This window comes from Paenarthrobacter sp. A20 (genome assembly GCF_024168825.1).
In the GTDB taxonomy this organism is placed as follows: domain Bacteria; phylum Actinomycetota; class Actinomycetes; order Actinomycetales; family Micrococcaceae; genus Arthrobacter.
In genome coordinates this window covers 4,149,897-4,173,378 of sequence record NZ_JALJWH010000001.1, presented here as the reverse complement: position 1 = coordinate 4,173,378, position 23,482 = coordinate 4,149,897, and the positions used below count along the sequence as shown (strand labels likewise).

The following is a 23,482-nucleotide window of genomic DNA, read 5'->3' as shown; positions in this document are numbered from 1 at the left end:
CGGCTGTCCGGGTCACCGGATTTAGTGATGACGATCAGTAACCGGCCCTGTTGGCCACAATCCATCAGGCACGGCCGAAATCACCGGCTGCAGATCTGAACTGCAGCCCAGAACAAATCATCGCGTCCAGCTCTCGCTCTGGACGCCGTCGAGGGGGAAGGATCCTTCGTGACAGAAACCACTGAGCTGGCTTCAGCTGTGGACACATCATCTTCTGCTGCTGAGCCGTCAACGGCAGCAACCACCAAGAGCAGCGGCCTTGCAGGCCTTAAGCTCGCCCAGCTTCAGGCTCTCGCGAGCCAGCTGGGCATCTCCGGGGGATCGCGTATGCGCAAGGGGGATTTGGTCACCGCCATTTCCGCCCACCGTGCCGGCACGTCCACTACCAAGGCACCGGCCAAGGCCACCGCCTCGGCCAAGGGCGCCACAACCGCGGCCAAGGAAGCCCCGGCAGCGGAGCCCAAGGCAGCTGTGGAGCCGAAAGCAAAAGCCGCCGACAACGGTTCCGTTGCTGATTCAGCGTCCGAGGCCCCGGCCCAGGAAGCTCCCCGCGGCCGTGGTCGTGGCCGCAGCCGCCGCGCTACCAGCGATGGTGTCGTAGCTGCTCCGGAAACAGCCGCAGCACCTGTTGAAACCGCGACTGCCCCGGTTGCTGAAGCTCCTGCATCGGCCGAAGCCGGCGAGTCCGGCACCGAGCGCCGCCAGCCGCGCACCCGCAACCGCCGTCGCGGCGAAGCTGCCGCAGCTCCTGCTGAGGCAGCAGAAGCACCGGCCGCCGAGCAGCGTGCTGAGCGCACCGAACAGCGTGAGCAGCGGGCTGAGCGCACGGAACAGCGTGAGCAGCGGGCTGAGCGCACGGAACAGCGTGAGCAGCGGGCTGAGCGCACCGAACAGCGTGAACAGCGCACCGAACAGCGCGAACAGGCCGATTCGGGCGACCAGCGCGAACGCCGCGACAACACCCGCGGACGCCGTGAAGACAACAACGACGGCGAGGACACCGGCAACCGCCGTAACCGACGCAACCGTCGCGACCGCAACGACCAGAACGACCGGAACGACCGTCGTGGGGGGCAGGACAGCCGGGACGGAAACACCCGCAGCGACCGCTTCCGTGACCGTAACGAGCGTCGTCGTGGCCGTGCGCAGGGACCGGACGTCGACGACGTCGAGGTTACCGAGGACGACGTCCTGCTTCCCGTAGCCGGCATTCTGGACGTCCTGGAGAACTACGCGTTCATCCGTACGTCCGGCTACCTTCCCGGTGCGAACGACGTTTACGTTTCCCTGGCTCAGGTCAAGAAGTACAACCTCCGCAAGGGCGACGCCGTGGTCGGTGCCATCCGTGCACCGCGTGATGGCGAAGACCGCAGCCAGCAGTCCGCACGCCAGAAGTTCAACGCACTGGTCCGTGTCACTTCCGTCAACGGCAAGACGCCGGAGGAACTCAAGGACCGCGTCGAGTTCGCCAAGCTTGTGCCGCTGTACCCGTCCGAGCGCCTGCGCCTCGAGACGGACCCCAAGAAGATCGGTCCGCGTGTCATCGACCTCGTGGCTCCGATCGGCAAGGGCCAGCGTGGCCTGATCGTCTCGCCGCCGAAGGCCGGTAAGACGCTCATCCTGCAGTCCATCGCGAACGCAATCACCACCAACAACCCTGAGGTCCACCTCATGATGGTGCTGGTTGACGAACGTCCCGAAGAAGTCACGGACATGCAGCGCACCGTCAAGGGTGAGGTCATTGCCTCCACCTTCGACCGTCCCGCCGACGACCACACCACGGTTGCCGAACTTTCCATCGAACGCGCCAAGCGCCTCGTGGAAATGGGGATGGACGTGGTGGTCCTCCTGGACTCCATGACGCGTCTGGGCCGCGCCTACAACCTGGCAGCACCGGCTTCCGGCCGCATTCTGTCTGGTGGCGTGGACTCCGCGGCCCTTTACCCGCCCAAGCGGTTCTTTGGTGCAGCCCGCAACATCGAAAACGGTGGCTCGCTGACAATCCTGGCAACGGCTCTCGTTGAGACCGGCTCCAAGATGGACGAAGTCATCTTCGAAGAGTTCAAGGGCACCGGCAACATGGAGCTCCGCCTGTCCCGCCAGCTGGCAGACAAGCGCATCTTCCCGGCCGTGGACGTCAACGCGTCCGGCACGCGCCGCGAAGAGAACCTGCTCTCACCTGAAGAAGTCAAGATCATGTGGAAGCTGCGCCGCGTCCTTTCCGGCCTGGAGCAGCAGCAGAGCCTTGAGCTGCTGACCAACAAGATCCGGGAGACGCAAAGCAACGTCGAGTTCCTCATGCAGGTACAGAAGACGACGCTCGGAGCGAAGTCGGACAACGACAAATAGCTGTGCTGTAACCGCTCAAAATATGCCGGCCCCGCCCCTACGCCGGGTAGCTTCCGATCTGCGATCGGAAGCTACCCGGCTCCGGCAGGCCCGAAGCCACTCCCTGGCCGGCATATTTTGAGCGGTCTTTGTTTAAGGAATCCTTGGCCCGACACCACGTGAGGTCAGAAACGGCCCAGTGGGCCCCAGATGGGCTGTGCGTGACCCCACGATGCAGTTATTAGACTTGTAGAAGTCGAAAGAGGTTTGAAAATGTTTGAGTCCGTACAGGGATTGCTTGATGAGCATGCTGCTATCCAGGCGCAGTTGAGCGATCCTGCTGTTTATGCCGATCAGTCTGCGGCCCGGAAGTTGGGGCGGCGGTCTGCTCAGCTTCAGGGCATTGTGGAGGCGTACAACAAGTGGCGCGGGCTCAATGACGATCTGGAAGCTGCCAAGGAAATGGCTGACGAAGATCCCGAATTCGCTGCCGAAGTTGTGCAGTTGGAAGAGCAGATTCCGGCGGCACAGGAGCGGTTGCGCCGTTTGCTGATCCCACGCGACCCGGACGATGCCCGCAACGTCATCCTTGAAGTCAAGGGTGGCGAAGGTGGCGACGAAGCCGCTTTGTTCGCCGGCGACCTTCTGCGGATGTACATGCGCTACGCAGAATCGCGTGGCTGGAAGACCGAAATGATCTCGGCCACGGAATCGGACCTTGGCGGGTACAAGGATGTCGCAGTCGCCATCAAGGGCAACTCGAACGATCCCGCGCAGGGTGTTTTTGCGCGTTTGAAGTTTGAGGGTGGCGTGCACCGTGTGCAGCGTGTTCCCGTGACGGAATCCCAGGGACGGATCCACACGTCGGCTGCCGGCGTGCTGGTGCTTCCCGAAGTGGACGAGCCCGAAGAACTTGAGATCAACCAGAATGACCTCAAGATCGACGTCTACCGTTCATCAGGTCCGGGTGGCCAGTCCGTGAACACCACCGACTCCGCAGTCCGTATCACCCACTTGCCTACAGGCATCGTGGTGGCCATGCAGAACGAAAAATCGCAGCTGCAGAACCGCGAAGCCGGCATGCGCGTGCTCCGTGCCCGCCTCCTGGCCCACCAGCAGGAACAAATCGACGCCGCCAACTCGGAACAGCGCAAGTCGCAGATCCGAACCATGGACCGTTCGGAGCGTATCCGCACGTACAACTTCCCGGAAAACCGTATTGCGGACCACCGCACCGGTTATAAGGCCTACAACCTTGACGCCGTCATGAACGGCGACCTTGAGCCCGTCATCCAATCGGCGATTGAGGCGGACGAGCAGGCGCGCTTGGACGCCATCGGCGAATAGCTCCTGCCTCCTACCATCAGCAGAGTAGATCCATGACGTTTTACCAAGGCCAGAGCCTCGCGGACGCTGTTCGCGAGGCTGCTGCCGTTCTCGCCGACGCCGGCGTCCCCACACCGCGCGTGGACGCGGAATTGCTCGCCGATCACTTGCTGGGGGTGGGGCTCGGACGCCTGCGGGCCATGCTGTTGGGTGATGCTCCCGCACCTGAAGGGTACGAAGAGCTCGTCCAGGAGAGGGCGGGCCGCGTCCCCCTCCAGCACATCACCGGCGTCGCATATTTCCGCTACTTGGAATTGCGCGTGGGTCCGGGCGTCTTCATACCCCGCCCGGAAACCGAATCGGTGGTCCAACTGGTCATTGACCACGTGGCTGGAATAACGAACCCCAAAGTGGTGGACCTCGGCACCGGATCAGGTGCCATCGCCGGCTCGATCGCCCATGAGGTGCCGGGGGCAGAAGTCCACGCTGTGGAATTCAGTACTTTTGCGCATGCCTGGGCTGCGAAGAACCTTGAGCCACTCGGCGTCGTCCTCATTCAGGGCGACCTCCGGGATGCGCTGCCCGAACACAACGGAACCTTCGACGTCGTCGTATCCAACCCGCCATATATCCCGGCAGAAGCGATACCCACAGAACCGGAAGTCGCGCTCCACGATCCTCCCGAAGCACTGTACGGTGGGGGAGCGGACGGCATGGAACTCCCGACGGCGGCAGCTGCTTCCGCCGCCCGGCTTCTGAAGCCTGGCGGCTACTTCGTGATGGAACACGCAGAAGTCCAAGCCGGCTGGATCGCCGGGATGCTGCGACGCACGGGACGTTGGAACGACGTCACCACGCATTTCGACCTGAACGGTAAGGAACGTGCCACCAGCGCGATGCTGGCAAGCACCGCCCTTGATGAGTGAAAGAATAGCGCTGTGACCACAACCTACAACTGCACTTCCGATGACCAACGGGCTGAAGGACTTCAGCACGCACAGCGTGCCATCAGTGAAAAGAAGTGCATCGTGCTGCCGACGGACACTGTGTACGGCATTGCCGCCGACGCCTTCTCTCCCTTGGCTGTGACCATGTTGCTGGCCTCCAAGGGCCGCAGCCGGCAGATGCCTCCTCCGGTCCTGATTCCCAGAATCAATGCCTTGGACGGCCTGGCCACCGACGTGCCGGCCGATGCCCGGGCGCTGGCGCAGGCATTTTGGCCCGGCGGGTTGACTCTGATCCTTCATGCCCAGCCTTCCCTGGATTGGGATCTGGGCGATACCAAGGGCACCGTTGCACTCCGTATGCCGGACGACGAGATTGCTTTGGAGCTCCTCGGGCTCACGGGGCCGCTGGCCGTATCGTCGGCCAACCGCACAGGTCAGGAAGCAGCGCAGACCGCTTCGGAAGCGCGCATGCAACTGGCGGAGTCCGTTGAGGTCTACCTGGAGGGTGGATTCCGGCCGGTGGAGGGCACCGCCGCTCTGCCGTCCACGATTGTGGACGCAACTGCTGCCCCGTTCCGTGTAGTGCGCCAAGGAGCCATCTCGCTGGAGAGCCTCCGCAGCATCGTTCCGACAATCCTCGGCTTTGGCGAGACCGTGCCCGTAGAGACGCCGGCTCCAGCAGATGAGGTCGCCCTCGAAGAGGAAGCTGGTGCAGAAACGGCTGAAGTGACCCAAGCCGCCGTCGTCGAGGAATCGACGCCGGAGGGTGAGTCGACCCCTGACGACCATGTGGAACCGCAGGCTGCACGAGAAGCCAAGCCCGAATGATTCCGGACCGCCAGCGCGTCCCCGTCCTTGACGTCGACGCTACTCCGTTGCGCGTCGACGAACTTATTGATGCGATGGGTGGACTCATTGCTGCCGGGACCACGAGCACTGTGCTCGGACATAACCTGCACAGCATCACGTTGTTTCATTCATGTCCCGACGTTCGGGCACTCTATGAGGAAAGCTCGATAGTCCTCTTGGACGGAGCCCCGGCGACACTGTTGTGGGGACTTGCTCGCAAACGGCAGCTTCCGCCCCTGGGCGAAGGAGCCATGGCCTACCGTTTGGGTTCCATGGACTGGATCCCGGAACTCGGCAAGGTTCCCGGGCTGCACCGGGTTGCTGTCATCGGTGCCGGACGTGAGGCCAATACCGAAGCGGTCGTCCGCCTGCGCTCCATCCTTCCCGGAGCCACAGTAGACGGCATGCCCGGCGAAGGCTGGGACGATGCGCTTGAAGATGCCGTGGTTGGCTGGCTCAGCACGTTCCGGCCCCAGCTGGTGTTGCTTGGGCTGGGCATGCCGCTTCAGGAACACGTCTTGAACCGCCGTCTTGGGCAACTGCCGCCTGCTACTTATTGCGCCGTTGGCGGGGCCATCGAGCAAGTCGCGGGTATCCAGAAGCTGGCTCCGCGCTGGCTTGGACGTTTAGGGCTTGAATGGGCGTGGCGCTTGGTCCTTCATCCGGGCCGGGTTGCGTACAGAGTTTTCGTTGAACCTTGGAAGCTGGCCGGCCTGCTGATTCGGCGCCGTTTTCAATCACCCAAGACCAAAGGCAAGTAAATGACATCCCAAGCTGTCGTGGTCGCTGTCGTGGTGACCTATAACCGGCATGAGCTCCTCCAAACCACATTGGCGGGCATCGCCTCCGGCACCCGGGTGCCGGACGCCGTCGTCGTCGTGGACAACGCTTCCACGGACGGAACCGCAGAATTCCTGCAGGGCTACCAAGGGCCGCTGACCACCGACGTGGTGACGCTGAATACCAACGTGGGCGGCGCCGGTGGATTTGTGGTTGGCATGGAGCGGGCCCTACTGGACCACGGTGCGGACCACGTCTGGATCATGGACGATGACACGGAACCCCAATCGGGGGCGCTGGGCGAAGCGTTGGACGTTTCCAACGCCTACCTGCAGGAAACCGGAGATGTTCCGGCGTTCATCGCGAGCCGCGTCGTGTGGACCGATGGCCGGGACCACCCCATGAACCGCATGCGGCCCCGGATGGGTGCCACCGAAGAAGCACGCAACGCTGCAGCGCGGGTTGGTGCCACGCAGATCCGCAGTGCTTCGTTCGTGTCGGTTCTGATCCGTGCCGAAGAGATCCGGAAGTACGGCCTGCCCATTGCGGACTACTTCATTTGGAATGACGACCTCGAGTACACCGCCCGGGTCTCGCGCCGGGGGACGGCCCTGAGTACCGACGCATCGGTGGCGAACCATCACACCAAAGTATTTGGTGACGCGGGCGCGGATCCCGGACCGCGCTTTTACTACGAAGTGCGGAACAAGCTCTGGGTGTACACCCGTTCCAGCGCACTTGCACCGTGGGAGAAGATACTCTTTACCGGCGCCTCATTGCGTAACTGGACCCGCACCATCGCGGCATCGTCCAACCGCAAAGTGCTGATTGACGGGCTCTTCAAGGGCCTGCGCCACAGTTTGAAGGCGCCGCGTTCCAACGAGAAGGTGCTTGAGGGAATCTACCCATTGCGGAACGTCAAAGAGCCGGTGAGCTGACAACTTCGCAGCTTAGGCCCTGCTCAACAGGCGGGGGCTTTGCGGCTGCGTCACAGGGTGGTCACGGCCGTTGGCATTAGTATCGTGACTAGAGTCCACAGAAATCCCGCAACATTCGGCACAGCCGGTGCAGGCATGGCGACGGAGTAGTTCCATTTATCCAAAGACAGAATTCCACCCCTCAAGGTGCCCGGAAACCACCGGCTTACACGCGACGCGCCGGCTGCGTCCGCTGGTCACCGTTTCCGGAACAGCGGGCGGGCCGCTCCCGGGAGCCGCATCATGATCATGTATCTGCTGATGGCACTCACGGCTGCCGTGGTGTCCTACGCGGGAACGTGGGGTGCCCGCGTCGCCGGAAACAGACTGCGCCTGTACCGTCCGATCCGCAGCAGGGACATGCATTCGGCACTGATTTCCAAACTCGGGGGATTGGGCATCTTTACCGGCTTCTTCGTGGCTTTGGTGGTTGCCAGCAACTCTTTCTTCGTCAAGGACATCTTCAGGCACAACGATGCTCCGTGGGGGATCCTGGCCGGCGCAGTCGTGATTGTCGCCGTTGGAGTGGCCGACGACATCCTGGACATCCGATGGTGGATCAAGCTGTTGGGACAAGGCGCGGCTGCTTTCATCGTCGCAATTTGGGGCGTGCGGATGTCAGTGGTCCCGTTCATCCCGGAACCGATATTCCTTGAGTCTGAAGTCCTTCAGATTGTGCTCACGGCTGGTCTGATTGTCACCACCATGAACGCAGTGAACTTCATTGACGGCCTGGATGGACTAGCGGCCGGGGTCGCCATCATAGGTGGCGGGGCCTTCTTCCTTACGGCGTACTGGGTTCACCGGAACAACCCGTCCACCGACAACTCAGACCTCGCAACACTCCTCATGGCCATCCTGGTGGGAAGCTGCATCGGGTTCCTGCCGCACAACTGGTTCCCTGCCAAAATCTTCATGGGCGACTCCGGGGCCATGCTTATTGGCTTGCTCATGGCTTCCGCCGGTGTGGTGGCCACGGGGCAAATTGGTTCCGGCCTCTACGACCGCGCCAACGGTATTCCTACGATCGTTCCGATTTTGCTGCCGTTCGCCGTCCTGTCCCTGCCCCTTCTCGATCTGGGGATGGCAGTTGTCAGACGGACAGCCAGGGGCCAATCACCGTGGTCCGCTGACCGCGGCCACCTCCACCACAAGCTGGTGGACCTTGGCTACTCGCACCGCACCGCCGTCGTCATGCTGTACGTCTGGACGTGCATCCTGGCTTTCGGCGGTGTCGCCTTCGCTGTTTTCCCGTGGCAAATTGTGCTCATCGTGATCATCGCCGCAGCGCTCATCATGGCCGCCGTGACGGCGTGGCCCTACTTCACCCGGAACTCGACTCGGCAGGGGGAGTAGATGTGACGGCTGGTTATCGTCACAGTTCTATCTCATGTAGAATTCTTTCTGCGGACAGTCACTCGCCCGTAACCCCACTTTGAGAATATGGCACCTGTGCCACGAGGATTGGTATCCCCATGACATCCAACGCCGAAACCGGACGCCCGTCCGGTAAACGTGGTGTTGGAGTCTCCGGAGAGACGTCGAACCTCTGGCTGCGGTTGCTTCTTCTGAGCGCCTCGGCTGCAGCCGCGGCCACTGCAGTCACCTGCGTGATCGCGGCCGTGTTGAACGGCGGACAGGGTGCGCTCTCAGCAGCGTTCGGTGCCGCGCTGGTCATGCTCTTCTTTGGCATCAGCCTTTTGATAGGCCACTATGTGGGCCGCAACAACCCTTCCGGTGCTGTTGGCCTCTTTGTTGCTACATATTTCATCAAAGTGGTCGGCTTCGCCGTAGTACTGTTTGTGCTCGGTGCGCCGGATTGGCTCCACCACCGCTGGTTCCTGATTGGCGCCGTGGTCACCGTTGTCTTCTGGCAGGCAGCAGAAATCTATGGTTTCAGCAAGGCCCGCCTCCAGATCTATAACGATCCTGAAGAACAGAAGGGTGGCCCGGATGTCTCCGCGTAAGCGATATTCACGCCCGGCCGCACAAGCCCAGCAACCTGGAAAAGCCAGTGAGACCGCGGAAGCCGGAAACGACGGCGGATACAACGCCGGCATCGCCGTCTTCAGCTACATCGTTGGCGGGATCATTGTCTGGAGTTTGATAGGCTGGGGTCTGGATAATCTGTGGGGGACCCGCTGGATTGTGCTCCTTGGCGCTCTGCTGGGAGCCGCAGGAGGGTTCTATCTTTCCCATATGCACGGCCTCACCAGGCAAAGCTCCTCTTCTGGCGAGAGCAACGCAGACAGCGGTCCGTCCACGGACGGGGACAGTAATGCCAAATAATTTCACATGGAACACGGATGCGTCCAACGCGACCGGATTCCAACCAATGCCCAATGATGGACACAGCAGAGAGGAAACGCGTTGATCGCGCTTGCGCTCCCCGCCCAGGATTCGGGGTCATTCACCCCACCCGGAATCGACGAAATGCACCTGCCGGCAATCCTGCCTTGGGGTGCGCACGACGGATTCTCCAAGCAGATGCTGCTGGTAATCCTTTCGGTCGTCATTATCGCTACATTCTTCATCCTCGCTGCACGTAAGCAGCAGCTGGTTCCCGGCAAGCTGCAGTTCGCAGGCGAGATGGCCTACGGCTTCGTCCGCAACAGCATCGCCAAGGACATCATCGGCGGCAAGGACTTCATCAAGTACGTCCCGCTGCTGTTCAGCTTGTTCTTCTTCATTCTGGTGAACAACATCTACGGCGCGATTCCCGTCATTCAGCTCCCGAGCTTCTCCCACGTCGGTGGAGCTTATGTGCTGGCCGGCATCGTGTACTTCACCTGGATCATCATCGGCATCAAGAAGAACGGCCTGAAGTACTTCAAGCTTGCCACCGTTCCTTCAGGTGTTCCGTGGTACATCCTCCCGATCGTGGTACCGATCGAAATCATCTCCAACTTCCTGGTCCGCCCCGTCACGCACAGCCTCCGTCTGTTCGCGACCATGTTGGCCGGCCACTTGATCGTCATGCTCGCCGGTTCCGGCATCGAGTACTTGGTCATGCAGGAAAACGTCCTCTTGAAGGGCACCTCGGTTCTGGTCCTCGTCGGCGCTATCGCCATGTACATGCTCGAGGCACTGATCATGGCCCTGCAGGCCTACGTGTTCACCTTGCTGACCGCGATCTACATCGAAGGCGCCCTGCACGCCGACAGCCACTAGGCACAAAATCTTCCCCTGATGGGGATTGAAGTAAACCAAACAACCTGCCACATGGGTGGCATCTTGAAAGGAAAAAAATGGAAGGCAATCTCAACCTCGTAGGTTACGGTCTGTCCGCAATCGGCGGTGGTATCGGTGTGGGTCTCGTATTCGCGGCTTACATCAACGGTGTTGCTCGTCAGCCGGAAGCTCAGCGCGTGCTGCAGCCGATCGCGTTCCTTGGTCTGGCACTGACCGAAGCTCTCGCCATCCTCGGACTCGTCTTCGCGTTCGTTCTCTAGTCTTCGGATTTAGAACGAAGCGAATTCCGCAACCGAGTAGATAGGACGGGTGAAATATGAATCAGCTGATCATCTCAGCCGCCACTGAAGGCGAGGCCGCCAACCCTCTCGTTCCCAATGTCTGGGAAATGGGCGTCGTCCTCGTCGGCTTTGCGGTCCTCCTGTACATCGTGGTCAAGTTCATTGTCCCGATGTTCGAGAAGACCTTCGCAGAGCGCGCCGAAGCAATTGAAGGTGGCATTGCAAAGGCCGAAGCGGCCCAGGCGGAAGCTTCTGCAGCTCTTGAAGAGTACAAGCAGCAGCTCACCGACGCCCGCGCCGAAGCCAACCGCATCCGCGAAGAAGCACGCGCCGAAGGCGCCCAGATCCTCGCGGACCTGAAGGCCAAGGCAGCTGCAGAGTCCGCTCGGATCACCGAGCAGGCGCACGCTGCCATCGAATCGGAGCGCCAGGCAGCTGTTGTCTCGCTTCGTTCCGAGGTAGGCACCCTGGCCACCACGCTGGCCGGCCGCATCGTTGGTGAAGCACTCACTGACGATCAGCGCGCCGCACGCGTTGTGGACCGCTTCCTTGCAGATCTGGAGACCCAGAGCGCAGGTGCAGCTAAGTAATGGCAGGTATATCGAGCGAATCGCTGACCACAGCACTGGCGCAGTTGGAAGCCAAGCTTCCTTTCGCCTCGCTGCAGTTGGCTAAGGACCTCTTCGGAATCCTGGGAACGGTGGACAGCTCGGCTGGCTTGCGCCGCGCCCTGACTGACCCGTCCCGTAGTGGAGACGAAAAGTCGGCGCTGGTCAAGCAGCTCGTTGGCGGAAAAGTCTCCGCTGATGCTGCTGAAATTGCGGGCGGACTGGCCAGCTCACGCTGGGCATCGGCACGCGATATCGGCGATGCACTCGAGACGCTTGCCGCCACGGTTGTCATTGCCGTAGCTGAAAACAAGTCGGCCGTTTCTGCCTCCGGTATCACGGGGCTGGAAGAGCTGGAAAACGATCTGTTTGCCTTCAACCAGATCGTCGCCTCCAGCCACGAAGTACAACGTGCTCTGTCTGAGCCGCAGGGATCCCCTGCGGCAAAGATTGCACTGGCCGAGAAGCTTGTTCCTGGCAGCAGCGAGGAAGCAAAGGTTCTCATCAGCCAGGCAGTTACACAGCCGCGCGGTGTCAAGCCGAGCAAGCTCGTCGAGTCCTTCGCCAAGCTTGCAGCCAAGCGTCAGCAGCGCTGGATTGCAACTGTCAGCGTTACCCGTCCGTTGACGGAAACGCAGGCCAGCCGTCTGCAGGCCGGGCTTGATGCCCTGTATGGCCGCGAACTGAAGGTCAACCTCAACGTTGACCCCGCCCTTATCGGTGGAATCCGTGTCCAGGTGGGTGACGAAGTGCTTGACGCTTCGGTTGTCGCCCGCTTGAGCGAACTCCGCCGTCAGCTCGCTGGCTAGCGAAGACAAAGCACAACTTAACTGATATAAAACCCGGTCATCGTGAGCAACGATGATCACGAAAACAGGAGAGCAGGGACTGCAGATGGCCGAATTGACCATCAACGCCGACGACGTCCGTAATGCGTTGAACGAGTTCGCGGCGTCCTACGAACCCGGTAACGCAGAGCGCGTAGAGGTTGGTCGTGTGACCACCGCAAGTGACGGCATCGCCCGTGTTGAGGGTCTTCCCTCGGTCATGGCGAACGAGCTGCTTCGCTTCGAAGATGGCACGCTGGGCCTGGCCCAGAACCTTGACGTCCGCGAGATCGGTGTCATTATCCTCGGTGACTTCACCGGCATCGAAGAAGGCCAGGAAGTTCACCGTACCGGTGAGATCCTGTCCGTTCCGGTTGGCGACGCCTTCCTGGGTCGCGTTGTTGACCCGCTGGGCCAGCCGATCGACGACCTCGGCGAAATCAAGGCCGAGGGCACCCGCGCACTGGAACTCCAGGCTCCGGGCGTTACCGAACGCAAGTCAGTTCACGAACCGATGCAGACCGGCCTCAAGGCTATCGACGCCATGATCCCGATCGGCCGTGGCCAGCGTCAGCTGATCATTGGTGACCGCCAGACCGGTAAGACCGCAATTGCCGTGGACACCATCATCAACCAGAAGGCCAACTGGGCTTCGGGCGATGTCAAGAAGCAGGTTCGCTGCGTCTACGTCGGTGTTGGCCAGAAGGCTTCCACCATCGCGGCCGTCCGTCAGACCCTTGAGGACCACGGCGCACTGGAGTACACCACCATTGTGGCGTCCCCGGCATCCGACCCCGCTGGCTTCAAGTACCTGGCACCGTACGCAGGCTCGGCCATTGGCCAGCACTGGATGTACGGCGGCAAGCACGTTCTGGTGATCTTCGACGACCTGTCCAAGCAGGCCGAAGCTTACCGCGCCGTGTCCCTGCTCCTTCGCCGTCCGCCGGGACGCGAAGCTTACCCGGGCGATGTCTTCTACTTGCACTCCCGCTTGCTGGAGCGTTGTGCCAAGCTCTCCGACGAGCTCGGTGCAGGTTCGATGACCGGTCTTCCGATCGTCGAAACCAAGGCAAACGACGTCTCTGCCTACATCCCGACCAACGTGATCTCCATTACCGATGGCCAGATCTTCCTCCAGTCGGACCTCTTCAACGCCAACCAGCGTCCTGCTGTTGACGTTGGTGTGTCCGTGTCCCGCGTTGGTGGCGCTGCACAGGTCAAGTCCATGAAGAAGGTCTCCGGTACTTTGAAGCTGGACCTGGCCCAGTACCGCGACATGCAGGCATTCGCCATGTTCGCCTCTGACCTTGACGCTGCTTCCCGCCAGCAGCTGACCCGTGGCGCACGCCTGATGGAACTGCTGAAGCAGGGCCAGTACTCACCGTTCCCGGTTGAGAACCAGGTTGTGTCCATCTGGGCCGGCACCAACGGTTACTTGGACGACGTTCCGGTTGAGGACATCAGCCGCTTCGAGTCCGAGTTCCTGGAGCACCTCACGCACAAGTCCTCCATCCTGACCACGCTGGCTCAGACCAACGTCCTGGATGACGACACCGCTGCAGCCTTGAAGGAAGCGATCATTTCCTTCAAGAAGGGCTTCTTCGGCGAAGGCGACAACCACTTGGTTGGCGCCGGCCACGAAGAGCACGCAGCGATCTCCGGCGGCGACGTCGACCAGGAAAAGATCGTCAAGCAGAAGCGCTAGTTTCGATGACCTGCCCTGCCGGGGTCCGCAAGGACCCCGGCAGGGCAGCACATCGGGAACTTAGGAAAGGATAAGTATGGGAGCCCAGATTCGGGTCTACCGTCAGAAGATCAGCTCGACGACGTCGATGCGCAAGATCTTCAAGGCGATGGAACTGATCGCTACCTCGCGCATCGGTAAGGCCCGCGCCCGCGTAGCAGCTTCACTGCCCTACGCGAACGCGATTACCCGCGCCGTTTCTGCTGTCGCAACTCAGAGCGAAATCGACCACCCGCTGACCACCGAGCCGGAGCAGATCCGCCGCGCCGCAGTCCTGATCATTACATCGGACCGTGGCCTTGCAGGATCGTACTCCGCGAGCGTGCTTAAGCAGGCTGAAGGTCTCACCGAGCTTCTTCACGCAGAAGGCAAGGAAGTCAAGGCGTACCTGGTTGGCCGCAAGGCGCAGGCGTACTTCGATTTCCGCAACCGGTCATACGCCCGCGTATGGACCGGCGGCACGGACGCACCGGAATTCGAAACCGCGCAGGAAGTCGGAGCTGCACTTCTTGAAGACTTCTCCACTGACTTCGAAGAGGGTGGCGTGGATGAAATCCACGTTGTTTACACCCGCTTCAAGTCCATGGTGACGCAGGAGCCCACGGTCATCCGTTTGCTCCCGCTGGAGGTCGTCGAAGAGGAAGCAGCCTCGGAATCCGAGCTGTTGCCGTTGTACGAGTTTGAACCGGAAACAGAGCAGGTGCTCGACGCACTGCTTCCGCGTTACATCGAGTCCCGCATCTTCGCAGCCATGCTGCAGGCCGCTGCTTCCGAGCTCGCAGCCCGCCAGCGTGCCATGAAGTCGGCCGGTGACAACGCTACGGATTTGATCAAGAAGTACACGCGCCTTCGCAACACGGCCCGCCAGGCCGAGATTACGCAGGAGCTTTCCGAAATCGTTGCCGGCGCCGACGCCCTCGCGTCCTAGCCTGCATCGGATTCGGCTCGAAGCCGCACCTGCAACAAACAGATAAACTTAACCCCACGCCATCTACTGAGTGAAGTGAGAGAGATGACTGCCACTGCTACCGAACACGTAGCAACGGCCGGTGCCACCGGCCGCATTGCCCGTGTTATTGGTCCGGTTGTCGACGTCGAATTCCCGGCTGACGCAATCCCCTCGATTTACAACGCTCTGACCACTGAGATCACTCTCAACGGCCAGACGAAGACCATCACGTTCGAGACCTCCCAGCACCTGGGTGACAACCTCGTTCGCGCCATCTCCCTGCAGGCAACCGACGGCCTCGTCCGCGGTACCACCGTGCAGGACTCCGGCGCTCCGATCTCCGTGCCCGTCGGCGACGGCGTCAAGGGCCACATCTTCAACGTCCTCGGCAAGCCGCTGGATGTTGACGAGTCGGAGATCAAGGCTGACGCCTACTGGCCGATCCACCGCAAGGCTCCGGCCTTCGCTTCGCTCGAGGGCTCCACGGAGATGCTCGAGACCGGCATCAAGGTCATCGACCTTCTCACCCCGTACATCAAGGGTGGAAAGATCGGCCTGTTCGGCGGCGCCGGCGTTGGCAAGACCGTTCTGATCCAGGAAATGATCACCCGTGTTGCCCGCAACTTCGGTGGTACTTCCGTATTCGCCGGTGTTGGCGAGCGTACCCGTGAGGGCAACGACCTCTGGGTTGAAATGGAAGAGGCCGGCGTTCTCAAGGACACCGCCCTTGTCTTCGGCCAGATGGATGAGCCGCCGGGAACGCGTCTGCGCGTGGCCCTGTCCGCTCTGACCATGGCGGAGTACTTCCGCGATGTCCAGAACCAGGACGTGTTGCTCTTCATCGACAACATCTTCCGCTTCACGCAGGCAGGCTCGGAAGTTTCCACGCTGCTCGGCCGTATGCCGTCCGCTGTGGGTTACCAGCCGAACCTTGCTGACGAGATGGGTCTGCTCCAGGAGCGCATCACCTCCACCAAGGGTCACTCCATCACGTCGATGCAGGCCATCTACGTGCCGGCTGATGACTACACCGACCCGGCTCCGGCAACGACCTTCGCACACCTCGACGCGACCACGGAACTTTCCCGTGAAATCGCATCCCGTGGTCTGTACCCGGCCGTTGACCCGCTGACGTCGACCTCCCGTATTCTGGATCCCCAGTACATCGGCAAGGACCACTACAACACGGCTGTCCGTGTTAAGCAGATCCTGCAGAAGAACAAGGAACTCCAGGACATCATCGCCATCCTCGGTGTTGACGAACTTTCTGAAGAGGACAAGATCGTCGTGTCGCGTGCACGCCGCATCCAGCAGTTCCTCTCGCAGAACACCTACACCGCCAAGCAGTTCACCGGCGTAGAGGGCTCCACCGTCTCCATCAAGGACACGGTTGAAGGCTTCACGGCCATCTGCGACGGCGAGCTGGACCACATCGCAGAGCAGGCGTTCTTCAACGTCGGCGGCCTGGATGACGTCGAGCGTAACTGGGCCAAGATCCAGGAACAGACCAAGTAGTATGGCTGAGCTCGAGGTTGAGATTGTCGCAGCGGACCACTTCGTGTGGTCCGGTGCGGCCAAGATGGTGAAGGCCCGCACCAGCGATGGTGAAATCGGAATCCTGCCGGGCCACTCGCCCCTTCTGGCCATCATGGCTGCGGGCGAGCTGGCAATCCAGCCGGTTTCCGGTGATCGCATTGCGGTAGTTGTGGACGGCGGATTCTTCTCCGTCGACAACGATCGCGTGGTCATTGTTGCTGACAACGCCAAATTGGGCGAAGCGGCTACAGCGGGGATCCGATAGCACGACCTTGATGGACGATTCCCTTATTCCGTTCATCGCTTTGGCAACAGCGTTCACGTTGCTGATCATTTCACTGTGCCTGTTCGGGGTGCGCCGCTTCAACCTGCGGCGTGCCCTGGGCACGGTAGACGCCTCCATTTGCACGGCTGGAAACAGCTGGCAGATGGGGGTTTGTCGTTATCAGGACAATGAGCTGGAGTGGTTCCGCTTAATGTCCCTGAGCGTGATCCCCAAGCATAGATTTACGCGCAGCTCGCTGGAACTTCTGGGTCGCCGCAAACCCACGGAAGATGAACTCGTGAAGGTGCAGCCCGGCGTCGTGGTGGTTGAGTTGCAGTACGAAGGTAAGAAGTTCATGCTTGCCATGAACTTTGACGCCTATGCAGGGCTGTCTTCCTGGCTGGAGGCCGGTCCGGTCATCGGCGTCGGTACCTGGCGTTAGGCGTTATGGATTTTCTTTCCGACGTCAGCCTGGTTGGTGGTCCGTTCCTCTGGTTCAGCATCGCTTGCGGTGCTGCCGGTGGGGCGTACCTCCTCTGGCGGCTTCGACGTTCCTGGCCGCTGGTCGTTGTGGCCTCGCTGGCTCTGTCCGCTGGCATTGTGGCATTGGTTCATTGGTTCCTGGTGGATCTCATGGCCACATTCTCGGAGAACCTGCCCTTTGAGACGTTGGCCTGGTCTGTGCCGGCCGTGGCAGCCATCCTCCTTTGCGCGGCGCGCTTTCCCCGCAGTTCCGCCAAGGGGCGCTCACTCAGCGTCCTGGCGATGTTCGGCGTCGTCCTTCTCAGCGCGGTCCAGGTTAATATCTACTTCGGCCTGAACAACTCTGTAGCCGACTTGCTGGGAACCGCGATAGCCAGGATTCAACCGTTGGAGGCCGGCCTGAAACGGAACCCGGACGGCAAGCCCTCTCTGCCCCTCGAAGGGTGGAAAGCCCCGGAGTCCATGCCCGGAAACGGAATCCTGCGCAAAGCTGACATCCCCGGAACCGTCTCCGGTTTCACGGCACGCGAAGCGTACATCTATCTTCCTCCCGCCTATCAGACGGAGCTCCGTCCGAGCCTGCCTGTTCTCGTACTGTTCTCCGGTCAGCCAGGCGGGCCTGCAGACTGGCTGACCGGTGGCCAGCTCCGCTTACAACTTGACCGCTTTGCCCAAGCGCACCATGGCCTCGCTCCGGTGACGGTGGTGGTGGATCCGAATGGTTCAGCCAGCGCCAACACCATGTGTATGGACAGCAGGATTGCCCCAGCGGATACATATCTCTCCCAAGATGTTCCTGCCTGGATCAAGTCGACGTTGGATGTTTCCAACGACCCCCGGTTGTGGGCGGTGGGCGGCTTCTCGTTCGGCGGAACGTGTGCCATGCAAATGGGTACAGCCCACCCGGAGCTCTTTCCCTCGGTGCTTGCGTTCTCGGCAGAACGCGAACCCGCGCTTGCCAAGGATCGGAACAAGACCATTCAAGACTCGTTCGACGGCGACGTGGAGGCTTTCGAGTCCAGGACGCCTTTGGTCTTGATGCAGCAACGCAAGTACCCAGGAAGCGGCGTCTATTTAACTGCTGGCGAAACCGACCACGAGTTCATCGACTACATGCATGAGCTCGCCAATGCCGCGAGGGATGCGGGCTTCCACACCGAAGAACACTCCATCCAGCATGCTGGGCACTCCTGGGACGCAGTGGTCAGGGGAATGCCCGGTGGCATGGGCTTCCTGGCTGCGCGGTGGGGGTTGACGCAGTGAGTATTGCCCTCAAGGGTGTGATCAAGCCGGCACTGCTGCACGCGGGCAGGCACGTGCGGGCCACGCCGTTCACCTCGTTGATGCTGGTCCTGTTCGTGGGCGTGTCCTTGGTATCTGGCAGCATCCTGTCCGGTCCGCCGGAGCCGTGGCTTTCCCTTGCCGGCGTATCCCTGGATGGCTTGAAGTCCGGCGAGTGGTGGTCCATCTGGACGTCGCTGTTCTTCACCACCAACCCGTTGGCTTATGCCACGGCCATCCTGATGATCCTGTTCCTCTTGGGCCTTGCTGAACGACAGTTGGGTTCGCTCACAACGGCCGCGGTCCTCCTGGGCAGCCAGTTCGCTTGCGTGTCAGCGTTCCTCTTGGTCACCCAGGTGGCACAGCATTCCGATGACGGCTGGCTTTCCCGGATGGCAGACACCCGGCTGATCGGCCCCTACGGTGCAGTTTTAGCCACTACCTTGGCTGCCAGTGCACTGCTTCCCACACTGTGGCAACGACGATTGCGCACAGTTGCCCTTTCGGTGTCGTTGCTCCTGGTGTTGTACGTTGGCCACGCCGAGACAGTGGTGGGATTCCTTGGCGCGCTGATTGGATTGGCCGCGGGGTGGTGGATGCAAAGCAGCCAGGGACATCTTCACCTGCATCGGTCCACGGGCAGGGAAGTGCGGAACCTCCTGTCGTTGACGATGGCAATCTTCGCAGTGGGACCCATCGTGACTGCGGCCGCGAAGAGCCCGTCCGGGCCATTGGCCCTGCTGAGGGACGTCATCCTGAATCCTTTGCCCACGCTCAGCCAATTGGAGAGCACGTGCGGGGGAACCATTGACGTTGCCTGTCTGGAAGTAGGTCGCAAGGGCTACACGGGCCCGTTCGGTTTAGCGCTGGCCGTGGTGCCCGTGGTTCTGCTCCTCATTTGCGCCGACGGTATGAGGCGTGGACGCAGGCTGGCTTTGGGGATCGCGATCGGTGTCCAGCTGGTGGTGGTGGCATTGTCGGCGATCTACCTTGGCCTCTTTGCCGGAATGCCCAGGCTCCAGGGACGTCCCCACGTGTCCATGTTGAACTCGGCGGTAGTCCATCTCATCCCCTTGGTCTTGGTGCCGCTTATCCTTGCTGTACTCCTTTTTGCGTACCGTGGTCACTTTCGGGTGGTGTCTTCGGATCGTCTACGGCGCAGGATCTTCTGGTTGGTGGGTATGACCGGGGCAGGGCTAAGCCTCGGATACATCGTGGTGTGGCTGGCCTCCGGCGGTATGGATCGCGACGGCGGTTTGCTGGGCCTGGCCGCTGAGCTGGCCAGGCAGTACCTCCCCGTTCCACTTCCGGGCGTTTACCGGAAAGTCTTCGCCGAACGTGATGTGGTGGAGGTGTTCCTCTTCTCCTACTCCGGCACGGTCTTCTGGTTGGTGGCGTTGGTGGGCGTATGGATCCTGCTCATCCGTGGACACCACTCCGGAGGGCTCGACCACCAGGCCCGCGAGAGGGCGCGCGCGCTGGTCAGGTCCGGCGGCGACTCCTTGTCCTGGATGGCGCTCTGGGAACCCAACAAGTATTGGTTCAGCGCCGGAGGAACCGGGGGAGTGGCCTACCAACAGCACGGACACGTGGCGTTGACGCTGGCTGGCCCGTTTGGCGCCAGCAGACACCACTTGGACACTGCCACTGGCTTCCTTGAGTATTGTTCCCAACAGGCGCTGATCCCGTGCTTCTATTCCTGCACCGACGAACTGTGGCCCATCCTGCAGGCGCGCGGGTTCCGCCGGGTGGCTGTTGCCCAGGAAACCCGCCTCCGGATAAGGGACCTGGAATTCCGCGGCAAGGAGTGGCAGAACGTCAGGACGTCGTTGAACCGGGCCACGAAGCTGGGAATAACGGCCAGTTGGGGCCGCTACTCTGAGTTCTCCCACGGCGTGCGCTCCCAGGTCACGGAGGTCTCGGAGGAGTGGGCAGCCCAAAAGAAGATTCCTGAGATGGGCTTCACCCTGGGCGGCCTGGACGAACTGGAGGACGACGACGTCCTCTGCTGCGTCGCCGTGGATGAAGCGGGGTTCGTCTACGGAGTCACCAGCTGGTTGCCGGTCTATGAAGAGGGGCGGGTCGTCAGCTGGACGTTGGACTTCATGAGGCGGCGTGGCGATACCTTCCCGGGTGTCATGGAGTTCCTGGTTGCCTCAGCCATCCTGCACCTGCGCAGCTCCGTGGAGGTCATCTCCCTGTCAGGCTCTCCCTTGGCCCGGGAGAGGGGCGAAATCGAACAGCGTGCCGAAGGCCTGGCCGGAATTCTTGACGCCGTAGGTCAAGCCTTGGAACCCGTTTATGGATTCAGGTCCCTGGCTTCTTTTAAGTCGAGATTCCAGCCGGAGTACCGAACGTTGTACATGTATTACCAAGACCCCCTGCACCTTCCTGCAATGGGACGTGCACTCAGCCGCGCCTATCTTCCTGGATTGTCGGTACGGCATTCGGCTCGGCTGCTCCGGACCTTGGTTGCTTGAATTGTCAACGCCCATTCACAACGGGGATTTCGCCTTTCTTCACGGTTAGTAACAGTTGTTGTCGAAATATCAGACATAACCGCCCTTAAACACGTTGACCCCGGCCAAAAGCCGGGGTCAACGTGTTTGTTGAAACTGCAACAAGCAGAATTCAACGGGTAAGGCTAGACGACCGTAACGCCGGTTGCCTGGGGGCCCTTGGCGCCCTGACCGATCTCGAACTGAACACGCTGGTTCTCGTCGAGGGTCTTGAAGCCACCGGTCTGGATCTCGGAGTAGTGAACGAAAACGTCCCCATCCGAGTCGTCCGGGGTGATGAAGCCGAAGCCCTTTTCAGCGTTGAACCACTTGACGGTTCCCAGTGCCATGTATTTCTCCTCATTGTGGAACATCAGTCCGATACACCTCGTACCGGCTTTGTTACTCCGCGAGAAGACCTTGGATTCCGTCCAGGCAAGGCCCGGTTGGTTTCGCAGGAGCTTCACGCTCGCAACTCGTCTTGCGAGCATGAAAACCACCTACACAAAGACTGCTACAACACTTTCATGTGCCCTGCCGGAGGTCAACGGTCTTTTGGGCAATTCGGGAAAATTTTCGGTAAAAAGAAGGTAACGCGGGCCCATTCAATTCACGCTAGGACAACCACTGGCCGTTACGCATGACGCCTGTTAGTTCCAGGTCCTCGTTTGTCACAACGAGATCGGCCCTCAAGCCGCGGCGAAGCCCGCCTATCTCATCGGAAAGTCCGAGTACGGCTGCAGGTACCGCTGTTGCAGAACAAAGGGCATCGGGAAGTGCGACGCCGGCCGCCACGGTTTTACGGACGACCTCCAGAAGGGTGGCGGTGCCACCCGCGATGGAGCCTGTCGCATCAAGAGTGGCCACGCCGTCGCTGACCGTCACGGGGGAGGGGCCGAGCATGTAGCTTCCGTCGGATAGGCCGGCAGCGGCCATGGAATCAGTCACCAGGACGATGTTGGCGGCGCCTACAAGCTGGAAGACGGTGGCAACTGTGCTCGGATCCAGGTGGGTGCCGTCGGCGATGAGCTCCACAACCGCTTTGCCCTCCTGGGCCATCCGGAGGCAGGCCGCGACGGGGCCAGGAGCGCGGTGATGCATCGGTGGCATCCCATTGAAGAGGTGAGTGACGGTAGGAAGCGAACTGACGCCGTCGAACCCTGCGGACTCAAGTCCCTCGCGGGCGGCGGCAAGCGACGCGGCTGCCGTTGCGTCGTCGCAGTCCGTGTGCCCCAAGGAGGGCGTGACGCCGTGGGAGGTCATGAGATCCACCAGTGCTGCGGCGCCCGGAAGCTCGGGGGCGTAGGTCATCGTGGCGAGTTTGCCGGCTGCGGCGCCCACAAGTTCGTCCATGAGGTCCAGGTCGGGCTCCAGCAGGTAGTCCGGGTTCTGGGCTCCACAGCGGGCATGGGACAGGAACGGGCCTTCAAGGTGGATTCCGGCTACCAATCCTTCGTCGGCGAGCTTCACGTAGAGCTCAATGCCGCGGAGGAGGTCCTCCCGGGGAGCGGTGACCATGCTGGCCAGGAATGTCGTGGTCCCTGAACGGTGGAGGAAGTCGACAGCCTTGCGGGCCGAAGCTTCTTCCCCGCCAGGGAAATCGCCGCCGTTGCCGCCGTGGCAGTGAACGTCCACCAGGCCGGGAATGAGGTAGCTGCCACTGGGCACCCCCAGGCGGATGGCGCTTTGGAAGCCCTCGAATTCCTGGGCATCAAAACCGCCGGCCGGGCCGGCATAGGCGATCCGGTCGCCATCGATGGCCACCAGGCCGTCCTCAACCACCTCGCCGTCACTGACCAGTGTTCCTTTGAGGATCTGGTGGCTGGGCGCGGGAGAACTGGGGAAACGATCTGCGGCAGTCATGATTTTGATTCTAGTGGCCTGCGGCACACGCGTTGGGGGAGGGCCTAGAAGAGCCGCGACTCACTGTCATCCACGCCTCGCATGGCGTCATAATCCAGCGTGACGCAGTCGATACCGCGATCGTTGGCAAGAACCTTCGCCTGTGGCTTGATTTGCTGGGCGGCGAAAATGCCGCGCACCGGCGCCAGCAAGGGATCACGGTTGAGTAGTTCCAAGTAGCGCGTCAGCTGCTCGACGCCGTCGATATCGCCACGGCGCTTCAGCTCGACAGCCACCGTGGCGCCGCTGGCATCCCTGGCCAGGATGTCCACCGGGCCGATGGCCGTGAAGTATTCACGCCGGATAAGGGAGTAGCCGGTTCCAAGAGTTTCAATCTGCTCTGCAAGGAGCCGTTGCAGGTCCGCTTCCACGCCGTCCTTGATCAGGCCTGGATCGGTACCGAGATCGTGTGACGTGTCGTGCAGTTGCTCGTAGATATTGATGATGAGGCGGTCATCGGTCTTAGCGGACTGGACCGTCCACTGTTCCACCACGCCTTCCTCCACTTCGGTCTCCTCCGGAGTGGTAACCCGCAGCGTGGCCGGAGGGCTCATCCAGTTCAGCGGCTTGTAGGAGCCACCGTCCGAATGCACCAGCACCGAGCCATCAGCCTTGACCAGCAGCAGCCGGGTGGCGAGGGGGAGATGGGCCTTGAGGCGGCCAACGTAATCAACAGAACAACGGGCTATGACGAGTCGCACCCGCCCCA

At 61.3% G+C, this 23,482-nt stretch carries 23 protein-coding genes; 20 read left to right on the top strand and 3 right to left on the bottom strand.

Going from position 1 to position 23,482, the window contains the following annotated elements; genetic code table 11:
- Positions 1–168 precede the first annotated feature (168 nt).
- From rho to J3D46_RS19295, 20 genes are all read left to right on the top strand, one after another.
- Positions 169–2,349 (top strand): transcription termination factor Rho, encoded by a 2,181-nt coding sequence (gene rho, locus J3D46_RS19390; RefSeq protein WP_253468553.1) that lies wholly within the window; start codon positions 169–171, stop codon positions 2,347–2,349.
- A 252-nt stretch (positions 2,350–2,601) separates the two neighbouring features.
- Positions 2,602–3,675: a peptide chain release factor 1 gene (gene prfA, locus J3D46_RS19385; RefSeq protein ID WP_014922181.1), complete on the top strand. Its 1,074-nt coding sequence runs from the start codon at positions 2,602–2,604 to the stop codon at positions 3,673–3,675.
- Between the two features lie 32 nt (positions 3,676–3,707).
- Positions 3,708–4,580 (top strand): peptide chain release factor N(5)-glutamine methyltransferase, encoded by an 873-nt coding sequence (gene prmC, locus J3D46_RS19380; protein ID WP_231343298.1) that lies wholly within the window; start codon positions 3,708–3,710, stop codon positions 4,578–4,580.
- 12 nt (positions 4,581–4,592) lie between these two features.
- Positions 4,593–5,429: an L-threonylcarbamoyladenylate synthase gene (locus J3D46_RS19375; RefSeq protein ID WP_231343296.1), complete on the top strand. Its 837-nt coding sequence runs from the start codon at positions 4,593–4,595 to the stop codon at positions 5,427–5,429.
- Entirely contained in the window at positions 5,426–6,211 is a 786-nt protein-coding gene (locus J3D46_RS19370) for a WecB/TagA/CpsF family glycosyltransferase (protein WP_231343294.1), read from the top strand. The genes J3D46_RS19375 and J3D46_RS19370 overlap by 4 nt, the downstream gene beginning before the upstream one ends.
- Positions 6,212–7,168, top strand: coding sequence for a glycosyltransferase (locus J3D46_RS19365; protein ID WP_253468551.1), 957 nt, complete (start codon positions 6,212–6,214; stop codon positions 7,166–7,168).
- A 282-nt stretch (positions 7,169–7,450) separates the two neighbouring features.
- Positions 7,451–8,563, top strand: coding sequence for an MraY family glycosyltransferase (locus J3D46_RS19360; RefSeq protein ID WP_253468549.1), 1,113 nt, complete (start codon positions 7,451–7,453; stop codon positions 8,561–8,563).
- 119 nt (positions 8,564–8,682) lie between these two features.
- Complete coding sequence (locus tag J3D46_RS19355) at positions 8,683–9,174, top strand: hypothetical protein (protein WP_231343290.1); 492 nt, start codon at positions 8,683–8,685, stop codon at positions 9,172–9,174.
- Positions 9,161–9,496, top strand: coding sequence for a hypothetical protein (locus J3D46_RS19350; protein WP_231343289.1), 336 nt, complete (start codon positions 9,161–9,163; stop codon positions 9,494–9,496). The genes J3D46_RS19355 and J3D46_RS19350 overlap by 14 nt, the downstream gene beginning before the upstream one ends.
- Positions 9,497–9,577: 81 nt before the next feature.
- Entirely contained in the window at positions 9,578–10,378 is an 801-nt protein-coding gene (gene atpB / locus J3D46_RS19345) for a F0F1 ATP synthase subunit A (RefSeq protein ID WP_017199729.1), read from the top strand.
- A gap of 77 nt (positions 10,379–10,455) precedes the next feature.
- The gene (gene atpE / locus J3D46_RS19340; RefSeq protein ID WP_009356484.1) at positions 10,456–10,659 is read left to right on the top strand and encodes an ATP synthase F0 subunit C; all 204 of its coding nucleotides are present in this window, start codon (positions 10,456–10,458) and stop codon (positions 10,657–10,659) included.
- Between the two features lie 56 nt (positions 10,660–10,715).
- Positions 10,716–11,270 carry a F0F1 ATP synthase subunit B gene (locus J3D46_RS19335; RefSeq protein WP_144649789.1) on the top strand — a complete coding sequence of 185 codons (555 nt, stop codon included), beginning with the start codon at positions 10,716–10,718 and terminating at the stop codon, positions 11,268–11,270.
- Positions 11,270–12,097 carry a F0F1 ATP synthase subunit delta gene (locus tag J3D46_RS19330; protein WP_231343288.1) on the top strand — a complete coding sequence of 276 codons (828 nt, stop codon included), beginning with the start codon at positions 11,270–11,272 and terminating at the stop codon, positions 12,095–12,097. Before J3D46_RS19335 ends, J3D46_RS19330 begins: the two co-directional genes overlap by 1 nt.
- Positions 12,098–12,182: 85 nt before the next feature.
- On the top strand, positions 12,183–13,820 hold the full coding sequence (gene atpA, locus J3D46_RS19325; protein WP_231343299.1) for a F0F1 ATP synthase subunit alpha: 1,638 nt from the start codon (positions 12,183–12,185) through the stop codon (positions 13,818–13,820).
- Positions 13,821–13,896: 76 nt separating this feature from the next.
- A complete protein-coding gene (locus J3D46_RS19320) occupies positions 13,897–14,787 on the top strand; it encodes a F0F1 ATP synthase subunit gamma (protein ID WP_011775258.1) in 891 nt (296 codons plus the stop codon).
- A gap of 84 nt (positions 14,788–14,871) precedes the next feature.
- Positions 14,872–16,323, top strand: coding sequence for a F0F1 ATP synthase subunit beta (gene atpD, locus J3D46_RS19315; RefSeq protein ID WP_231340926.1), 1,452 nt, complete (start codon positions 14,872–14,874; stop codon positions 16,321–16,323).
- Between the two features lies 1 nt (position 16,324).
- Positions 16,325–16,609 (top strand): F0F1 ATP synthase subunit epsilon, encoded by a 285-nt coding sequence (locus tag J3D46_RS19310; RefSeq protein WP_014922172.1) that lies wholly within the window; start codon positions 16,325–16,327, stop codon positions 16,607–16,609.
- 10 nt (positions 16,610–16,619) lie between these two features.
- Positions 16,620–17,051: a DUF2550 domain-containing protein gene (locus J3D46_RS19305; RefSeq protein ID WP_231340925.1), complete on the top strand. Its 432-nt coding sequence runs from the start codon at positions 16,620–16,622 to the stop codon at positions 17,049–17,051.
- Positions 17,052–17,056: 5 nt separating this feature from the next.
- The gene (locus J3D46_RS19300; protein WP_253468548.1) at positions 17,057–18,355 is read left to right on the top strand and encodes an alpha/beta hydrolase family protein; all 1,299 of its coding nucleotides are present in this window, start codon (positions 17,057–17,059) and stop codon (positions 18,353–18,355) included.
- Positions 18,337–20,853 carry a bifunctional lysylphosphatidylglycerol flippase/synthetase MprF gene (locus J3D46_RS19295; RefSeq protein WP_253468547.1) on the top strand — a complete coding sequence of 839 codons (2,517 nt, stop codon included), beginning with the start codon at positions 18,337–18,339 and terminating at the stop codon, positions 20,851–20,853. Before J3D46_RS19300 ends, J3D46_RS19295 begins: the two co-directional genes overlap by 19 nt.
- 164 nt (positions 20,854–21,017) lie before the next feature.
- Here J3D46_RS19295 and J3D46_RS19290 read toward each other — a convergent pair whose 3' ends face one another.
- The 3 genes from J3D46_RS19290 to nucS form a co-directional block, all read right to left on the bottom strand.
- On the bottom strand, positions 21,018–21,221 hold the full coding sequence (locus J3D46_RS19290) for a cold-shock protein (protein ID WP_018776337.1): 204 nt from the start codon (positions 21,219–21,221) through the stop codon (positions 21,018–21,020).
- Positions 21,222–21,486: 265 nt separating this feature from the next.
- Positions 21,487–22,734, bottom strand: a complete 1,248-nt coding sequence (gene nagA / locus J3D46_RS19285) for an N-acetylglucosamine-6-phosphate deacetylase (RefSeq protein WP_253468546.1) — start codon at positions 22,732–22,734, stop codon at positions 21,487–21,489.
- Positions 22,735–22,778: 44 nt separating this feature from the next.
- A complete protein-coding gene (nucS, locus tag J3D46_RS19280) occupies positions 22,779–23,474 on the bottom strand; it encodes an endonuclease NucS (RefSeq protein WP_090818602.1) in 696 nt (231 codons plus the stop codon).
- Positions 23,475–23,482 lie beyond the last annotated feature (8 nt).